The 14,339-nt window shown below is 68.7% G+C and carries 18 protein-coding genes; 5 read left to right on the top strand and 13 right to left on the bottom strand.

Annotated elements, in window-relative coordinates; translation table 11 throughout:
- Nucleotides 1-93: 93 nt before the first annotated feature.
- On the bottom strand, nt 94-942 hold the full coding sequence (locus ACXJJ3_RS16345) for a hypothetical protein (RefSeq protein WP_458170946.1): 849 nt from the start codon (nt 940-942) through the stop codon (nt 94-96).
- A gap of 192 nt (nt 943-1,134) precedes the next feature.
- On the opposite strand from ACXJJ3_RS16345, the gene ACXJJ3_RS16350 reads away from it, so the two are divergent.
- Entirely contained in the window at nt 1,135-1,725 is a 591-nt protein-coding gene (locus ACXJJ3_RS16350) for a hypothetical protein (RefSeq protein ID WP_458170947.1), read from the top strand.
- On the opposite strand, the gene ACXJJ3_RS16355 is transcribed toward ACXJJ3_RS16350, so the two are convergent.
- Genes ACXJJ3_RS16355 through ACXJJ3_RS16375 form a run of 5 tightly spaced genes read right to left on the bottom strand, consistent with a single transcriptional unit; the run spans nt 1,722 to nt 7,164 of the window.
- On the bottom strand, nt 1,722-2,720 hold the full coding sequence (locus ACXJJ3_RS16355; RefSeq protein WP_458170948.1) for a LacI family DNA-binding transcriptional regulator: 999 nt from the start codon (nt 2,718-2,720) through the stop codon (nt 1,722-1,724). The two genes, ACXJJ3_RS16350 and ACXJJ3_RS16355, sit on opposite strands and share 4 nt — an antisense overlap.
- A gap of 13 nt (nt 2,721-2,733) precedes the next feature.
- The gene (locus ACXJJ3_RS16360) at nt 2,734-3,552 is read right to left on the bottom strand and encodes a carbohydrate ABC transporter permease (protein ID WP_458170949.1); all 819 of its coding nucleotides are present in this window, start codon (nt 3,550-3,552) and stop codon (nt 2,734-2,736) included.
- Nucleotides 3,549-4,445: a carbohydrate ABC transporter permease gene (locus ACXJJ3_RS16365; RefSeq protein WP_458170950.1), complete on the bottom strand. Its 897-nt coding sequence runs from the start codon at nt 4,443-4,445 to the stop codon at nt 3,549-3,551. The genes ACXJJ3_RS16360 and ACXJJ3_RS16365 overlap by 4 nt, the downstream gene beginning before the upstream one ends.
- Nucleotides 4,442-5,701 carry an ABC transporter substrate-binding protein gene (locus ACXJJ3_RS16370; RefSeq protein WP_458170951.1) on the bottom strand — a complete coding sequence of 420 codons (1,260 nt, stop codon included), beginning with the start codon at nt 5,699-5,701 and terminating at the stop codon, nt 4,442-4,444. The genes ACXJJ3_RS16365 and ACXJJ3_RS16370 overlap by 4 nt, the downstream gene beginning before the upstream one ends.
- Nucleotides 5,698-7,164 (bottom strand): sulfatase-like hydrolase/transferase, encoded by a 1,467-nt coding sequence (locus tag ACXJJ3_RS16375; RefSeq protein ID WP_458170952.1) that lies wholly within the window; start codon nt 7,162-7,164, stop codon nt 5,698-5,700. The genes ACXJJ3_RS16370 and ACXJJ3_RS16375 overlap by 4 nt, the downstream gene beginning before the upstream one ends.
- Before the next feature lie 356 nt (nt 7,165-7,520).
- Between ACXJJ3_RS16375 and ACXJJ3_RS16380 the strand changes: the two genes are divergently transcribed.
- On the top strand, nt 7,521-7,718 hold the full coding sequence (locus ACXJJ3_RS16380) for a hypothetical protein (RefSeq protein WP_458170953.1): 198 nt from the start codon (nt 7,521-7,523) through the stop codon (nt 7,716-7,718).
- Here the strand turns inward: ACXJJ3_RS16380 and ACXJJ3_RS16385 are convergent.
- The 3 genes from ACXJJ3_RS16385 to ACXJJ3_RS16395 form a co-directional block, all read right to left on the bottom strand.
- Nucleotides 7,715-8,347, bottom strand: coding sequence for an aspartate/glutamate racemase family protein (locus tag ACXJJ3_RS16385; RefSeq protein ID WP_458170955.1), 633 nt, complete (start codon nt 8,345-8,347; stop codon nt 7,715-7,717). The genes ACXJJ3_RS16380 and ACXJJ3_RS16385 overlap by 4 nt on opposite strands.
- 88 nt (nt 8,348-8,435) lie before the next feature.
- Nucleotides 8,436-9,071 (bottom strand): SMI1/KNR4 family protein, encoded by a 636-nt coding sequence (locus tag ACXJJ3_RS16390; RefSeq protein ID WP_458170956.1) that lies wholly within the window; start codon nt 9,069-9,071, stop codon nt 8,436-8,438.
- A 59-nt stretch (nt 9,072-9,130) separates the two neighbouring features.
- Entirely contained in the window at nt 9,131-9,781 is a 651-nt protein-coding gene (locus ACXJJ3_RS16395; protein WP_458170957.1) for a DUF1345 domain-containing protein, read from the bottom strand.
- 94 nt (nt 9,782-9,875) lie between these two features.
- Here ACXJJ3_RS16395 and ACXJJ3_RS16400 point away from each other — a divergent pair, with 94 nt between their 5' ends.
- A complete protein-coding gene (locus ACXJJ3_RS16400; protein WP_458170958.1) occupies nt 9,876-10,328 on the top strand; it encodes a hypothetical protein in 453 nt (150 codons plus the stop codon).
- Between the two features lie 3 nt (nt 10,329-10,331).
- Here the strand turns inward: ACXJJ3_RS16400 and ACXJJ3_RS16405 are convergent, their stop codons facing one another.
- A complete protein-coding gene (locus tag ACXJJ3_RS16405) occupies nt 10,332-10,718 on the bottom strand; it encodes a hypothetical protein (protein ID WP_458170959.1) in 387 nt (128 codons plus the stop codon).
- Between the two features lie 60 nt (nt 10,719-10,778).
- Nucleotides 10,779-11,108, bottom strand: coding sequence for a cupin domain-containing protein (locus tag ACXJJ3_RS16410; RefSeq protein ID WP_458170961.1), 330 nt, complete (start codon nt 11,106-11,108; stop codon nt 10,779-10,781).
- A 100-nt stretch (nt 11,109-11,208) separates the two neighbouring features.
- On the opposite strand from ACXJJ3_RS16410, the gene ACXJJ3_RS16415 reads away from it, so the two are divergent.
- Both ACXJJ3_RS16415 and ACXJJ3_RS16420 read left to right on the top strand, forming a co-directional pair.
- Nucleotides 11,209-11,517, top strand: coding sequence for a hypothetical protein (locus tag ACXJJ3_RS16415; RefSeq protein ID WP_458170962.1), 309 nt, complete (start codon nt 11,209-11,211; stop codon nt 11,515-11,517).
- A gap of 20 nt (nt 11,518-11,537) precedes the next feature.
- On the top strand, nt 11,538-12,023 hold the full coding sequence (locus ACXJJ3_RS16420; protein ID WP_458170963.1) for an N-acetyltransferase family protein: 486 nt from the start codon (nt 11,538-11,540) through the stop codon (nt 12,021-12,023).
- On the opposite strand, the gene ACXJJ3_RS16425 is transcribed toward ACXJJ3_RS16420, so the two are convergent.
- Together ACXJJ3_RS16425 and ACXJJ3_RS16430 are read right to left on the bottom strand one after the other, a co-directional pair.
- Nucleotides 12,020-13,132, bottom strand: coding sequence for a ring-opening amidohydrolase (locus ACXJJ3_RS16425; protein WP_458170964.1), 1,113 nt, complete (start codon nt 13,130-13,132; stop codon nt 12,020-12,022). The two genes, ACXJJ3_RS16420 and ACXJJ3_RS16425, sit on opposite strands and share 4 nt — an antisense overlap.
- On the bottom strand, nt 13,122-14,339 hold the full coding sequence (locus tag ACXJJ3_RS16430; protein WP_458170965.1) for an amidohydrolase family protein: 1,218 nt from the start codon (nt 14,337-14,339) through the stop codon (nt 13,122-13,124). Before ACXJJ3_RS16430 ends, ACXJJ3_RS16425 begins: the two co-directional genes overlap by 11 nt.

Consider the following 14,339-nt stretch of genomic DNA (forward strand, 5'->3'; position numbering starts at 1 on the left):
GTAAACCTCGGGGCCCCCTCAACGCAAGAGCCGACGACCGCGGGGACTCGAGAACCCGCGGCCGCCGGCCGTCTTCTGTGTTTCAGTAAGTTGTCAGCAGTGCACTACCAGCCCCGTAAGGGCGGTGCAGGTGCGGCTTGCCTTGTCATTGGCAACGACCGGATCCGACGGTGAGCTCGCGGCCCGCTGCGCGGTCGCAGTCAGCGATCCGACCGTGAGCAGCGTGGTATCGGCGGTCAGTGTCCGCGTCGTACTCGCCCCCGCGGCCAGCGACGCGACGTCGCAGTTCACGGACCGCGTCGTACCGACCCGTACGCATGTCGATCCCGCGTAGACCAGCCCGAGTGGATACGTACCCACCACCCGGATCCCGGAGGCCGCACCCGGGCCGTTGTTCTTGATCGTGAGCGTGTACGTGATCCGCGTGGTGAGCAGGCTCCGCGCCGACGCGGTCAGCGCCACCGCGACGTCGGCCGCCTGCGGCGTGACCGTGATCGTCGGCCCGGTGTACGCGTCGAACGCGTAGTTGTCGCCGATGAACTGGTGCCGCAGTACGAACGGCGTCGCGTTGTCCCTCACCCGCAGCGTCCACACCACGGTCCGCGACTCGCCCGGAGGTACGTCGCCGACGTCCGCGCGGTAGTGCTGTCCGTTGTACGGGTAGCAGATCGTTGCCCCGGTGCAACTGATCAGGTCGAGCCGCCCGGTGAGGTCGGCGCCCTCGGCGTACAGCGCCGCCTTGCCGCCCTCGATCGGGATCCCGATCGTGTTGTGGACCGTCTGCGTGACGGTCAGCGTCTCCCCCGGGTTCAGCGTCGTCGAGCTGACGTCGACGGTGCTGGTCGGCGGCGGGTCCGCGGCGGTCGCGGTCACCGGAACCGCCAGCGACGTACCGAGAACTCCCGTGATCAGCGCAGCACGAATCAACTTCCAGGCATGCACAGCGTGCCCCCCTTGGTCCCCATGAATCCCCAGCTGCCCCCACAGCCCGCCGACGGCGGTGAAAGCAGTATGGAGTCGGCACTGTCCGTGGTCAACAACCTGGAATTCGTACTCAACCTTTCGCCGCCCCCGGTGGTCTTAGTGGGTGCGCTGCTCACAAGGGGCCGCGCAACGACCAGGGGGAACACCAAGATGATGAAGCGGATCGTGACCGGAGCTGTGGCGCTGGCTGGCGCGGGTGCGGTTGTCCTGGGCGGCGCGCTGCCGAGCCAGGCCGCCCCGCAGACCGTTGCGGCGAGCAACAGCTCGTCGGTCACCTACAAGGTGCGGTACTTCAACCACGGCAGCGAGGGTTACCACGCGAGCGCCGTACTGCCGGCGACCTGGAAGTCCGTCGTGCTCGGCCCGTGGCAGGCGCGCTTCGACGACGCGGCGCACAACCGGATGATCCGGTTCAACACGTCGTACGACGGCAACCACGGCACCATCACCGCGCTGAACCAGAAGATCAAGTCGCTCAAGGGCACCCGCAGCCTGCACATCGTCGGCACCTCGACGGTGACGATGAAGTCCACCACCGGCCTCGGCCCGCTGCGGGTCAGCACGGTCGTCTACACCTACCGCAGCGGCAACACCACCCGCTGGGTCGCGACCCGGTACGTCGGGACCTCCGGCCGGAACGCCGACGACGTCGAGATCTCGACCGCCGGCTCGCCCCAGGACAGCAAGCTGCTCGGCACCACCCTGAACAAGGCAACCGTCTCGCTGACCCTCGCGGGCTAGCCGATCCCGGTCGTGCTCTCCCGGACCACCAGGCTGAACGGGGCCTGCAGCCGGACGGGGTCCCCGCCGGGTCGCTGATCGCGCAACGCCTGCAGGGCAAGGCGTGCGATCGCGACCCGGTCCGGGGCGACGGTGGTCAGCGTCGGGAGGGTCGCGAGGTCGTACGGGATGTCGTCGAAGCCGACGACGGCGACATCCTGCGGGATCCGGAGCCCGCGCAGTACCAGGGCCCGGATCGCACCCATCGCGAGCCAGTCGGTTGCGGTGAACACCGCGTCCGGCGCCGGATGTCCGGAGTCCAGCCAGTCGCCGAGCGTCTGTTCGGCGTCCTGCCCGCGCAGGCCGCCCGTCGGCAGCACGATGTCCTCGTCGACCGGCAGCCCGGCCGCGGCCAGCGCGTCGCGGTACCCGTTGATCCGCTCGTCGTCCATCCGCGGGCCCGGTGCCAGCGCCATCACCTGTCGCCGGCCGAGCGACAGCAGGTGATCGGTCGCGACCCGCCCGGCTTCCCGGTTGTCGATCCCGACGTGGTCGGCGTGATGCTCGACGCCGGCCTTCTCACCGAGCAGTACCAGCGGCAGCCCGGCGGCACGGTCCCGGACGTCCTCGGGCGTGAGGCCGAGCGGGCTCATCACGATCCCGTCCAGCCGGGCCGGATGCCGGTCGTTCAGCAGTGCCAGCTCGGCCTCCCGGCGCCCGCCGGTCTGGTGGAACTGCACGATCCACCCGAACGCCTCGGCCTCGTCGAGCATCCGCGCCGCCAGCGACGCGAAGTACGGCCGGTCCAGCTGCGGTACGGCGAACGCGATCACGCCGCTGCGGCCCTGGGCGAGGTTCCGGGCCGCGATGTTCGGCCGGTAGCCGAGCTTGTCGATCGCGGCCAGCACCTTCTGCCGGGTCTCCTCGCGGACGTGCTCGGCGCCGTTGACGACGTTCGACACCGTCTTCATCGACACCCCGGCCGCCTCGGCGACATCGGTCAAGCGCGGCCTCATAGCTGGCAGGATCTCACTTGAGCCCGGTATGAGCCATTCCGGCCAGGATCCGGCGCTGGAAGACCACGAACACCACGACCACCGGCACCAGCGTCACCACGCTCATCGCGAACAGACCGCCCCACTCCGAGCTGCCGGTCGCGTCGAGGAACCCGCGCAGCGCGACGGGTACCGTCAGCTTGGTCCTGGTGGACAGGTAGATCAGCTGGCTGAAGAAGTTGTTCCAGGTCCAGATGAACGAGAAGATCGCGGTCGTCACCAGCGCCGGCGACAGCAGCGGCAGGATGATCCGCCGGTAGATCCCCCAGTACCCGCAGCCGTCGATCCGGGCCGCGTCGTCCAGCTCGACCGGGATCGACCGGATGAACTGCACCATCAGGAACACGAAGAACGCGTCGGTGGCCAGGAAGCTCGGCACGATCATCGGCCAGAACGTGTCGATCCAGTCCAGCTTCCGGAAGATCGAGTACTGCGCGATCAGCGTCACGTGCGCGGGCAGCATCAGCGTCGCGAGCATCAGCCCGAACAGCGCTTTCCGGCCGACGAACGTCATCCGCGCGAACGCATACGCGGTCAGCGAGCACGTGATCAGGTTGCCGATCACGACCGCCGCGCAGATGATCAGCGAGTTCACGATGTACACGCCGAAGCTCGTCCCGGTCGAGGACCAGCCGAGCGCGTAGTTGCCGAGCGTCGGGTGCTCCGGGATCAGCCCGGGGTGGCTGAAGATCTCGGTGTTCTTGCGCAACGACGCGCTGACCATCCAGAGCAGCGGGTAGAGCATGATCAGCGCGCCGGCGGTCAGGCCGACGTGGGCCAGCACGCGCTTCATCGGCGTACCCCTTCGTCTCCGTAGAACACCCAGGTGCGGCCGAGGACGAAGTTCAGTCCGGTGAAGACCGCGATGATCAGCAGCAGTACCCACGCCATCGCGGCGGCGTACCCCATCTTGAAGTTGCCGAACGCCTGCTGGTACAGGTACAGCGTGTAGAACAGCGTCGAGTCCGACGGGCCGCCCTTGCCGCCGCTGATCACGAACGCGGGCGTGAACGCCTGGAACGCGCCGATGATCTGCAACACCAGGTTGAAGAACACCACCGGCGACAGCAGCGGCAGCGTCACCCGCCAGAACCGTTGCCAACGGCCCGCACCGTCGACCTCGGCGGCCTCCAGTACCTCGTCCGGGATCTGCCGCAACCCGGCCAGGAAGATCACCATCGGCGCGCCGAACTGCCAGACGCGGAGCACGATCAGCGTCCACAACGCCGTGCCGGGTTCGGAGATCCAGCCGCGGCCGTGGATCCCGAACACCCCGAGGACGTCGTTGAGCAGGCCGTCGCTGCCGAAGATCTGCTGCCAGAGCAGGGCGATCGCGACACTCCCGCCGAGCAGGCTCGGTACGTAGTACAGCGCCCGGTAGACGGCGAGACCCTTGAGCCCGCGGTTGAGCAGTACGGCGACCGCGAGCGCGAACGTCATCTCCAACGGCACCGAGACGCCGACGTAGATGAACGTGACCTTCAGCGACTGCAGGTACCGCGTGTCGTGGAAGAGCGCCGTGTAGTTGTGCAGGCCCTGCCACTCGGGGGTGTTGAGCAGCGCGTAGTCGGTGAACGAGTAGTACAGCGACAACAGCATCGGACCGATGGTCAGCCCAACGATGCCGATCAACCAGGGCAGCAGGAACAGGTACGCCGGAACGCTCCGCCGGAGACGGGCAATCACTGTCCCAAGGTCTTTCCGGCCAGGTCGACGAACTCCTGCGCGCCCTTCGCCGGATCACTCTTTCCGAAACCGATGTTCTCCGCGATCCGGCCGAACCCGGTGAGCAACTCGCCGTACCCCTTCGGCCACGGCTTCGGCGACGGGCCGACCTTGCCGGCGATGTCCTCGACGTACTTGATCGCGCGGGCTCCGGCCGATCCGGCGTCGGCGGCGACCAGGTCGCGGGCCTTCTGCGACGGCGGGACGCCGAGCAGGATGCCGATCGCCTTGATCGCCTTCTCGTCGTTCAGCAGGAACCCGATCAGCTTCGCCGCGTCCTCGGGGTGCTTGCTCGCCGAGGAGATCGACCACAGGTCGAGACCCTTGACGAACTGCCCCTTCAGGTCACCGGCCGTTCCTTGCGGCACCGGGAGTACGGACAGCGGGTTCTTCACCACGGGTTGGTAGAACGTGACCTGCTGGACCCAGCCGAACTGCAGCGGAGCCTTGCCCTTGGCAACCAGCGACTTCTCGATCGCGGTCGTCTCGGCGCTGATGTTCTGCGCCGGGGCGGCCTTCGCCTTCCGCAGGTCCGCCCAATATTGGAACCACTCCTGGATCGTTTCCTTGGTCACGGAGAGTTTTCCGCCGTCGTCGGAAAACATTTCCGTGCCGTGCTGGCGGGCGTACACCTCGAAGAGCTGGAAGTTCCCGGCCTGGTCGGTCGAGCCGTACGAGCCCTGGACCGCCCCGCTGTAGTCGCGGGCGAACTCGGCGAACTTGTCCCACGTCCAGCCCTGGGCCGGCACTGTCCCGCCGGCCTTCTGCACGGCCGCCTCGTCGACGTACATCGCGTAGCTGATCGAGCTCTGCCCGATGCCGTAGTTCTTGCCGTCGCTCAGCCCGCTGTCCGCGACACTCTTGTCCAGGCCGGACGTGTCGATCCCGGACGAGCTCAGGTCCTTCAGTGCGCTCCGCCCCGCGTAGTCGCTGAAGTAGCTCATCGACATCCGCAGTACGTCGGGGGCGTTGCCGCCGGAGGTCTGCGTGGCGAGCTTGTCCCAGTAGTCGTCGAACGGCGCGCTCTCCGCGGTGTAGTCGGTGCCGCCGCTGGACTTCCAGGCGTCGAGCGCCTTGTTCAGCGCCTTGGTGACCGGGTCGGGGCCGTACCAGGACACGCGCATCGGGCCGGACTTCCCCGAGCAGCCGGGGATCGTGATCGCTGCGGCGGTGGCGGCGCCGAGCCCGAGAAGGGACCGGCGGCTGAGTGTGGTCATGGTGCTTCTCCTTGGGGAGCCCACCGCCAGTTGTGCGGCAGGCGGAGCGGGGTGTAGTTACCGTTCGGGAGGTCGTCGGTCAGCCGCGCCTGCCAGCGGGTGAGCTGGTGCAGCAGTCGGGCCTGGACGACCAGGTGCCGGTCGTCGTCGAAGAGGTTCACAAGCTCGGCCGGGTCGGAGTCCAGGTCGTAGAGCTCGCCGTCCAGGTCCGCGTGTACGACGAGCTTCCAGTTGCCGCTGCGCAGCATCCGGGCGGCGCCGGACTGGGTGACCGTGTTGAGCTCGTCGAACGTCGGGCCGTCGTAGCTGAAGTGCAGCGGCGGACGGGCGGTCACGTCGTACGTGCGCCCGCCGTAGCCGTGCTCGGCGACGATGTTTCCGAATTCGTTTTCCGGGGCGGTTTCCCCCTGCGCGAGTGGCAGCAGGCTGCGGCCCTGGACACCGTCGGGAATGGGTTGGCCGACGGCCTCACAGATGGTGGGCAGTACGTCGACGATCGAGACCGGCTCGTCGCGGTGCTGCGGCACGATGCCGTCGCCGCTGACGATCAGCGGGATCCGCATCAGGAACTCGGACAGCCCGGCACCCTTGCGCTGCAGGCCGTACTCACCCACGTAGTCGCCATGGTCGGCGAGCACGATCGTCAGGCGCGGACGCGTCCGTTGCTTCAGGCCCTCGTGCAGGCGGCTGATCTGGTCGTCGAGCAGGCGCAGCATGCCGAGGTAGTTCGCGGTGTACCGGCGCCAGTTGTCGTCGTACCCGGGGCGCTTCTCCTCCTGGAGTTTGCGCAACCAGGCGTACGTTCCGCCCTTGGTTGTTGTTGCCTCCGGCCCCGTTGTCCGGTCCGGGACGTCCTCGGGGGCGACCAGGTCGAAGTACGGCCGCGGGACCTGGTACGGGTTGTGCGGCTCGGGATAGGAGACCCAGAACAGGCCGGGGCGGTCCGGGTCCGCGTTGTCGATCGCCCGGAGCGCGTCCGACGTGATCCGGTACGGGAGCTGGGTCGTGACGTCGTACGGCGTGGGCTCGTCGGCGACGCCGTGGTCGAGCTGCTCGAGCCAGCCGTCGAACGCTTTCTCGTCGGCGTTCCGCTCGGGACCCTGGGTATGGAAGTACGGGCCGGCGTACGTGTCGAAGTCGGCCGGTCCGCGGTGCATGTGCGGCTTGCCCGCGAAGTGCAGCTGGTAGTCGGCGGCCCGCAGTACGTCGAGCAGGTCGTGGTCGTACGCGGCGTACTGCGCGTTGCTGTTCTGGCGGACCCGGTGCGCGCTCGGGAACCGCCCGGTGAGCAGGCTGGTCCGCGCCGGCACACACGCCGGCGCGGCCGTGTACGCCGTCCGGAAGTCCGTGCCGCCGGCTGCGAGCGCGTCGACGAACGGCATGGTGTCCACCGGATACCCACTCCGCCGCGTCAGCCCCACCCGCTGCTGATCGGTCATCACAATGACGATGTCGGGACCCAATTCCTGCTCCGCCCCACCCCCGCCCGAAGCGAGGGTGATGTTTGTCGTAGTCGGCCCCCACCTCCCGCCTCGGGAAGAAGCAAGAGGTGGCCCCACCTCCCGTCTCGGAGGAGCGAGGAGTGGCCCACCTCCCGCCCGAGCGAAGCGAGGGTGGTACTTGTTTTGGTTGCCCCCACCCCCACCCTGAGAGAAGCAAGGGGTGGTGCTTGTTTTGGTTCCGCCACCCCGCCCCGAGCGGAGCGAGGGGTGGTGCTCGTCGCCGGTGGTTTACAGCGCTGTAATACAGCGCTGTAAACCTTGCCCGAGAACCCACCGTCCGTCAAGAGGTGAACCGGACCGGCCGATACCATCCCGCCGTGATCAACGAGCCGATGAGCCGCCGCCTGGTCGTGACGTTCGCACTCGTCGGCGCGGTCCTCGCCGTCGGCGGGCTGATCGCCCGCCCACTCAACATCGCGGTCGCGGTGATCCTGTTCCTGGTCGCCCTGGGAGCCTTAGTACTCGCCGGCTACGGCATCCTCGACCGCCTGACGGCCAACCGCAAAACCAACTAGCCGAGCTGGACCGCCAGCCGGCGAATCCCGGGCGTCGGACTCGTGAGCACCGGCCGGGACGCACCTTCGGCCGCCGTCGCCATCGACGCCTGCGCGAGCACAACAACCTCACCGGCCGCCGCGTCGATCGCCGCCGCAACCAGCGCGTCATGCCGCGCCCGATCCCCGGCAACCGCCGCCTCGAACGCACCCGGTACGACGACCTCGTCGATCCGCACCGCACGCCCCTGCAACTCCGCCCGCTCCCGGAGCAACGCCGCCGTCGGCTGCACGGTCGTCGCCAACGTAGCGATCACGCTGACATGCTCGCCGGCCGCGACCGCCTCGTCCGCCATCGCCTCGTCCACGCGATACACCGGTACGCCGAGCCGCTCGGCCAACGGAGCGGCGTACTGCGAGATCGACGAGCAGGTGAACAGCACCGCCTCCGCACCGGCCGCGACCGCCGCATCACCAAGATCCGCCAACCGCCGCGCGACATCCTCGGCCGCCGCGCCCCGCCCGAGGTCGGCGACGATCTTGTCGTCCAGCAGGTTCTGCACCTCGACGCCCGGCAGATGCTCGGCCGCGAGCTGAGCGAACGTCGGGATCACCACGGCCCCGGTGTGCACGAACGCAACACGCCCCACAACAACCTCCAGGCGACTAGATATTCAAGTACGCCTGTTCATTCAACCACCGCGGACGGCAGCCGGTCGAGATCCAAGCCATCCCGTTCTAGATCGTGGACCAGCGCAGATGCCCCTCATCGATCTCCGGCAACTCCGGCCCGATCCGCTCACCCGGCCGCACGGCCCCGGCCGCATAGGCCTGAAGCGCCGGCCGCCCATCGACGAGCGCCGCCGCAACATCGTCGATCATCTCGCCGACGCCACCCCACCAGGGCGCCGACTCCCCACCACCCTCGGGGTACCACTCCCACACACACCCGAACCGATCCCCGTCCCGCAAGTCGACGTACAGCAACCCGGCATCAGCCGCATCCGCCACCGGCAGAAAGCTCCCAAGCCAATCGCTGCTCGGCGCCCCGGCCGGCTCACCCTCCCCCTCGCAAGGACCAGGCCCAAAGATCTGACGCTGAATCTTTTGCTCCACCTGCCGCATCGACAGCATGTCAATCACCGGCACGAGGTTGTAGAGCGTCGGAATGAGTGACCCCCGCACAGCCCGATGCTCCGTACCGTTGGCAAGCTCCAGCAACTCCACCAGGTCCCACGGAAGCGGCCGCCCGACAGCCGCCTCCAGATACCGGATGTCAACCGCGGTAGCAGGCGGATTGACCAGCTCCGCCGTCCCGGGATGATTCTCCTCAAGCCATCCCACGACCCGCGCCCACGACACCGCAACACTCATGCCCCCACCCCTCACGAACACCTTTCACGGACGGACAGAGTTGCACGTCCGCCGGGGCGTCAGCTCGACGCGATGCCGGCGACCAGGTTGATGGTGGCGGCGAGGATGACTGTCGAGAACACGTATGCCAGGAGGCAGTGCCGCAGGATCACCGCGCGGATCGCGCTGTTCGACACGCTCGTGTCCGACACCTGGAACGTCATGCCGAGGTTGTAGCTGAAGTAGAAGAAGTCCCGGTACGACGGGACCTCCGCCGGGTTGTTGAAGTCGATCCCGCCCTCGGGCTCCCGGAAGTACAGGTGCGCGTACCGGGCGGCGTACATCAGATGCACCGTCGCCCAGGTCAGGAACACCCCGATCAGCCCGATCGCCGCAGCCGTGTGCCGCGCCCCGGAATTGCCGAGCACCACGAGTACGCCGATCCCGGTCAGGCTGGCCAGCGCGGCGATCAGAACGATCACCTCCTCGGCGAACGGCCGGAAGTCCTCGCGCCGGGCGAACGCGCGGGTCGCGTCCGCCGACATCGGCCACAGCACGGCGATCCCGGTGCCGACGAACGTCGCGGTCGCCACGGAAATCCCGGAAAGTACACCGAGCGGAAAGTTTCCGAGCAGGCCGACCACGAGCATGCCTGCGACCCCGGCGACGACCGCAATCGTCAACCGGAGGAATGGACTGAGCAGCACGTCACGGGTCACGTCGGAAGACATGTTGCCACCGCCAAGGAGTTCTGTCGCCCATCGCGCGCCGACCTGCGCAACACTGGACAACGGTTTCGGAAACGATCGACGAAGGGTTTCCACGATGGACAGCACGGCGAAGTTGCGGGTCAGGGATGCACTGCTGGCACACCTCGAGGAACATCTGCGCGCGACCGGTGCCGCGGTCGGCCGCGAGGACTCGGCGGCCCGGCTCGACCCGGACTCGGCGTTCTCCGTGGACGACCAGTCCCAGTCGGACGAGGCCGGCGACCTGGGCGGCCTGTTCGAGGACGTCGAGGAGCGCGAGCACAGTACGGTCGACGTCGCCGAGCAGCTCGACTTCGGCCCGGCGACCGAGGTCCGCCCCGGCGCCGTCGTCGTACTGGACGGCAGCCGGTACGTCGTGGGCGTGGTCAGCTCACCGTTCGAGTGCGACGGGGCGACGTACGAGGGTATGACGACCGACGCACCGCTGTACGGCGCGGTCAAGGGCCTGCACGCCGGCGACGCGTTCACCTACGACGCCACGGAGCACCGGATCGACGCCGTGTACTGAGCGTCAGCGGAGCTGCAGGGAGTGCACGTGCAGCCCCTCGGCCTTGGCGTGCCGAGCAAGGTGCTGGAGGTCGGTCAGGAAGTCGACCAGGTCCGCGGCCCTGAGGTCCGGGACCAGCTTCGCCCACGGCGTGGCCAGGTCCTGAAGCCCGGCCTCGTCCCGATCGGCGATCTCGCCGACCAGCCGGTCGCCCACCCGGGCCAGGCCTTCCACCGGGGTCTCCACCCAGCGCTGTTCGGCGTCCGGCAGGTCGTCGATCGATTGGCCCCAGGCCAGCTCGATCAATACCCGGAACTCGCCGCCGGAGGTCGTGATCGGACTGGACAACTGCTCGTCCGCGGACTGCCGCGGTGCACCGGCCTCGTCACGCACCGTGAAGTAGGTAGCCACGGGGATTCCCGGACGATAGGCCGTCCTTGTCCCTGCGGACGAGAAACTCTGTCGGCGGCGTCAGTGCAGTGCGACCGACAGGAGCAGGACGGACGCAGCCCGGGCGTGGACGTCGTGACGCTGCGGCGGGACCGCCACCAGTTCGCCGGCGTGGAGCTCGACCTCGGTGTCACCGGACCGCAGGACGACCTCGCCCTCCAGGCACATCAGCGAGGCGTCGCCGGGGCTCTGGTGCTCCCCCAGCGTCTGGCCGGTGTCCAGCGCGATCAACGTCTGCCGCAAACGTGCCCCGCCGCGCCCGTACAGGGTCGTGGCACTCCGCCCGTTGTCGCTCTTCCGCGCCAGCCCGAGATGAACAGCCGCCAAGTCCTCAACCCGCAGTACGTCCATCAACCGATCGTACGACCGTGGTCGGACTTCGGCTCAGGGGTCGGCCCCGGCCGTTTCCCGATGCGGAAAGTTTCCGAACGCCGGTAGTTTCCGTCAGGTGATGACCTACGAGATCGCGATCACCGGCTTCGCCGACAGCGCGGACGCGATCGCCCACCAGGACCCGATCGCCCGCCTGCTCTGCCCCGAGCCCGAACACAACAGCCCGTGCGAGGTCCCGTGGGGCTTCACCCTGACCGGCGACCACACCCTGGTCCTCGGCATCTACGCGACCCCGGCCAAGGCCGCCGAGCTGACCGAAGCAGTCCACCACCTGACCACCCACGAAACCACCCTCACCGAAAGCACCACCGGCAACTTCGACGAACTCGCCGAGCAGTACCGCATCGAACACCCCACCCAGCCCTGAACCCGGACTACCATCACCCGATGTCAATCCGGCCCGGGATCGTCGTCGACGTCGCACAGGCGAGCGACCTCGACGAGCTGGTTCGCCTCGAGTCCGGCCTGTTCCGCGACGATGCTGGTGCCCAGGATGCGCTCGTGGACACCGGTTGGCCGGGGCGGGCGGCGCGGGAGGACTTCGTTCGGCTGATCGATCGTGAGTCGGCAGTCGTCCTCGTCGCGCGGTACGACGGGCACGTCCGAGGTCATCTCGTCGGCTACCTCAGCGCGCCGTCGCCGACCCGCTTCGAGCGCCGTACCGCCGAGATCCGCAGCCTCTACGTGGACGACGCCGCCCGCGCCAGCGGCATCGGGCAGGCGCTCGTTTCCAGCTTCACGGGGTGGGCGCGCACGCACGATGCTGTGGCTGTGTCCGTCACGGCCTACGCCGCCAACGAGGGCGCCCGGGCGTTCTACGACCGGCTCGGGTTCGCCGAGCAGAGTGTTGTGCTGCGGCTCGTGATCCCCTAGCCGACGTCGACGACTGCGGCGAGGGTGCCGCCGCCCAGGGGGCCCTGGTGGGTGGCGGAGCCGGAGATCCAGATGAGGTTGTCTTGAAGCCAGGCGGCGAACATGCCGGCGACGGCTGCCTTGACCTCGGTACCGTACGCCGGGTTTTCGACTACCTGGCGGCGGCCGCGGAGGAGGCCGTTCGGGGGTGGGCCGATCTTGACGTAGACGGCGACGACCCTGGCGCGCTGATCGGGTGTCAGGGGTCCGGGACCAACGTCCAAACCGGCTCGGCGCAGGGCGCGGGGCAGGGCGTCGACGTCGAGCATGTCGGCGACGACCGCATGACCTACCCGGAGCGTGCCGCCGGCGCCAGCTCGGTTGCCGAGGAGGATGAGTTGGGTGTCGGGGCCACCGGCGGCGCCTTCCCATTCGTTTGCGGAGATGGACGCGCGACCACTCCACACGTCCATCCGGACGCCGACGTCGTTCCCGTCGAGCACGGGCAGCCTCTCGACCGCGGTACCTACGCCGAGCGCCGCACTCCCGCTGGTCCGGCGGAACAGCGTGTGGTCGTCGTACTCCGGGATCGGCTGGCCGGCTGCCCGCGCGGCCGCGAGCGTCCGTTGCGGAACGTGATACGCCTTTCCGATAACGTATTCCGCATTTTCCGGCGGGATCCCGGCCTCGGCGGCAGCCGCGCGGACGGCCGCCGCGGTCTCCTCGATCACGCGCGACGTACCGGTCCACGCGGGCTGCATCTGCGCCGTCCGTGCGGTGCCGAGGGCGAGTCGCGGACCACCGTCCGCGGCGGGTTCGGCGGGACGGCGGCTGTACACGACGAGCTGCGGCGTCAGGATGCCCATGCCTCCCGACGTGAATACCATCGGGATCTGCGCGATCTGGTCGTCGGTCCGGATGCCGTGTTCGGACAGGAAGCCGCGGACAGCCTGGTCGGCGTCGACCCGGCTCGTCTCACCAGGGGTGCAGCCCTCCGTCTTGCCGGTCACCGCGACCACGTCGTCGGGCCGCAGCCGGCCGTCGGCGACCAGCCGTTGCAGGCCGGACACGTCCCGGGAGTGCCCGAGCGGGACCTGTACGGCGTCGACTGCCATCGATTCAGTGGGCATCTGCGGTCTCCTCGGCGATCACACGGCCGGCCTTGACGACGATCCGTTCGCTGGGCAGTCCAACGACCGTCTCGCCGACCGTCGCGCCCGGCAACAGCACGAAGTCCGCCGCGGCGCCTTCGCGGACGCCGTGGTCCGGAAGCCCCAGCACCCGGCCCGAGGTCGCCAGGTCCACCGCGAGCTGCAGATCCGCGTCGGTGCCGAAGCCGCACCGCCAAGCGAGCAGATACACCTTCAGCAGCATGTCGGACCGGTTGAACGGCCCCCACGAATCCAGTTGCCCGTCGCAACCGACACCGACCGCGACACCTGCCTCGACGAGCGCCTTCAACGGCGGCATCGGCCCACCGGACGGGACGCATGTGGTGACCGCGACACGCGCCTCGGCCAGGTCGTCGATGATCCGCGCGGCCCGGTCGGCCGGCAGCGTGCCGAGGAAGTCGGGATGGCTGATCACCACCGGGCGCGGCAGCTGGACCGCCTTGGCCCGTTCGATGATCAGCCCGGCCGAGAACGCGCCCAGCTCGCCGTGCTCGTGCAGGTGAATATCCACTCCGGCGCCATGGCGCTCGGCCAACTTGAAGATCAGGTCGACGTGCCCCACCGGGTCCCGTTCGTACGAGCACGGATCCATCCCGCCGACGATGTCCGCGCCGGCGGCCAGGGCGGCGTCGAGCAGCTCCTCGGTCCCCGGCCGTCCGCCGACCCCGCTCTGCGCGAAGGCGATGACCTGCATCGTCAGCTGGTCCCGCAGGTCGTCGCGGACCTGCAGCATCCCCTCGACACCGCTCAGTCCGATCTCCGTGTCCACATCCGCGAACGCGCGGGTGTGGGTGGCGCCGTTCGCGATCATCACGTCGGCGTTCCGCCGGATCTGCGTTGCGGCGTCCCAGTTCGGCGCGCTGCGCATTGCGCGCTCGTCGGCGAGCAGCTGGTTCAGGTCGCGCGGCTGCCGCGAGTACCACGGCCGACCGAGCATCGACTTGTCGAGATGCGAGTGCGCGTCGACGAACCCCGGCAACAGCACCTTGCCGGCGCCATCCAGCACCTGCACCCCGCCGCCGTCCAGCGCCGGTACACCGGTGGCGTGGGACGCAGGTACGCCCGTGGCGTTGGTGGCGGGGGTGATTTGGGTGATGATTCCGGCGGCGACGTGGACGTCGTATCGGCCGGTGCGGTGTGGTAGCAGGACGTTCTTGATGATCAC

This window comes from Kribbella sp. WER1 (genome assembly GCF_054189145.1).

Excerpts from the sequence above, each read along its gene's own strand:
- ACXJJ3_RS16350 (WP_458170947.1), top strand. The coding sequence starts at position 1,135 with ATGATGAAGCGGATCGTGACCGGAGCTGTGGCGCTGGCTGGCGCGGGT.
- ACXJJ3_RS16355 (WP_458170948.1), bottom strand. The coding sequence starts at position 2,720 with ATGAGGCCGCGCTTGACCGATGTCGCCGAGGCGGCCGGGGTGTCGATG.
- ACXJJ3_RS16360 (WP_458170949.1), bottom strand. The coding sequence starts at position 3,552 with ATGAAGCGCGTGCTGGCCCACGTCGGCCTGACCGCCGGCGCGCTGATC.
- ACXJJ3_RS16370 (WP_458170951.1), bottom strand. The coding sequence starts at position 5,701 with ATGACCACACTCAGCCGCCGGTCCCTTCTCGGGCTCGGCGCCGCCACC.
- ACXJJ3_RS16390 (WP_458170956.1), bottom strand. The coding sequence starts at position 9,071 with ATGAGTGTTGCGGTGTCGTGGGCGCGGGTCGTGGGATGGCTTGAGGAG.
- ACXJJ3_RS16395 (WP_458170957.1), bottom strand. The coding sequence starts at position 9,781 with ATGTCTTCCGACGTGACCCGTGACGTGCTGCTCAGTCCATTCCTCCGG.
- ACXJJ3_RS16400 (WP_458170958.1), top strand. The coding sequence starts at position 9,876 with ATGGACAGCACGGCGAAGTTGCGGGTCAGGGATGCACTGCTGGCACAC.
- ACXJJ3_RS16410 (WP_458170961.1), bottom strand. The coding sequence starts at position 11,108 with ATGGACGTACTGCGGGTTGAGGACTTGGCGGCTGTTCATCTCGGGCTG.
- ACXJJ3_RS16415 (WP_458170962.1), top strand. The coding sequence starts at position 11,209 with ATGACCTACGAGATCGCGATCACCGGCTTCGCCGACAGCGCGGACGCG.
- ACXJJ3_RS16420 (WP_458170963.1), top strand. The coding sequence starts at position 11,538 with ATGTCAATCCGGCCCGGGATCGTCGTCGACGTCGCACAGGCGAGCGAC.
- ACXJJ3_RS16425 (WP_458170964.1), bottom strand. The coding sequence starts at position 13,132 with ATGCCCACTGAATCGATGGCAGTCGACGCCGTACAGGTCCCGCTCGGG.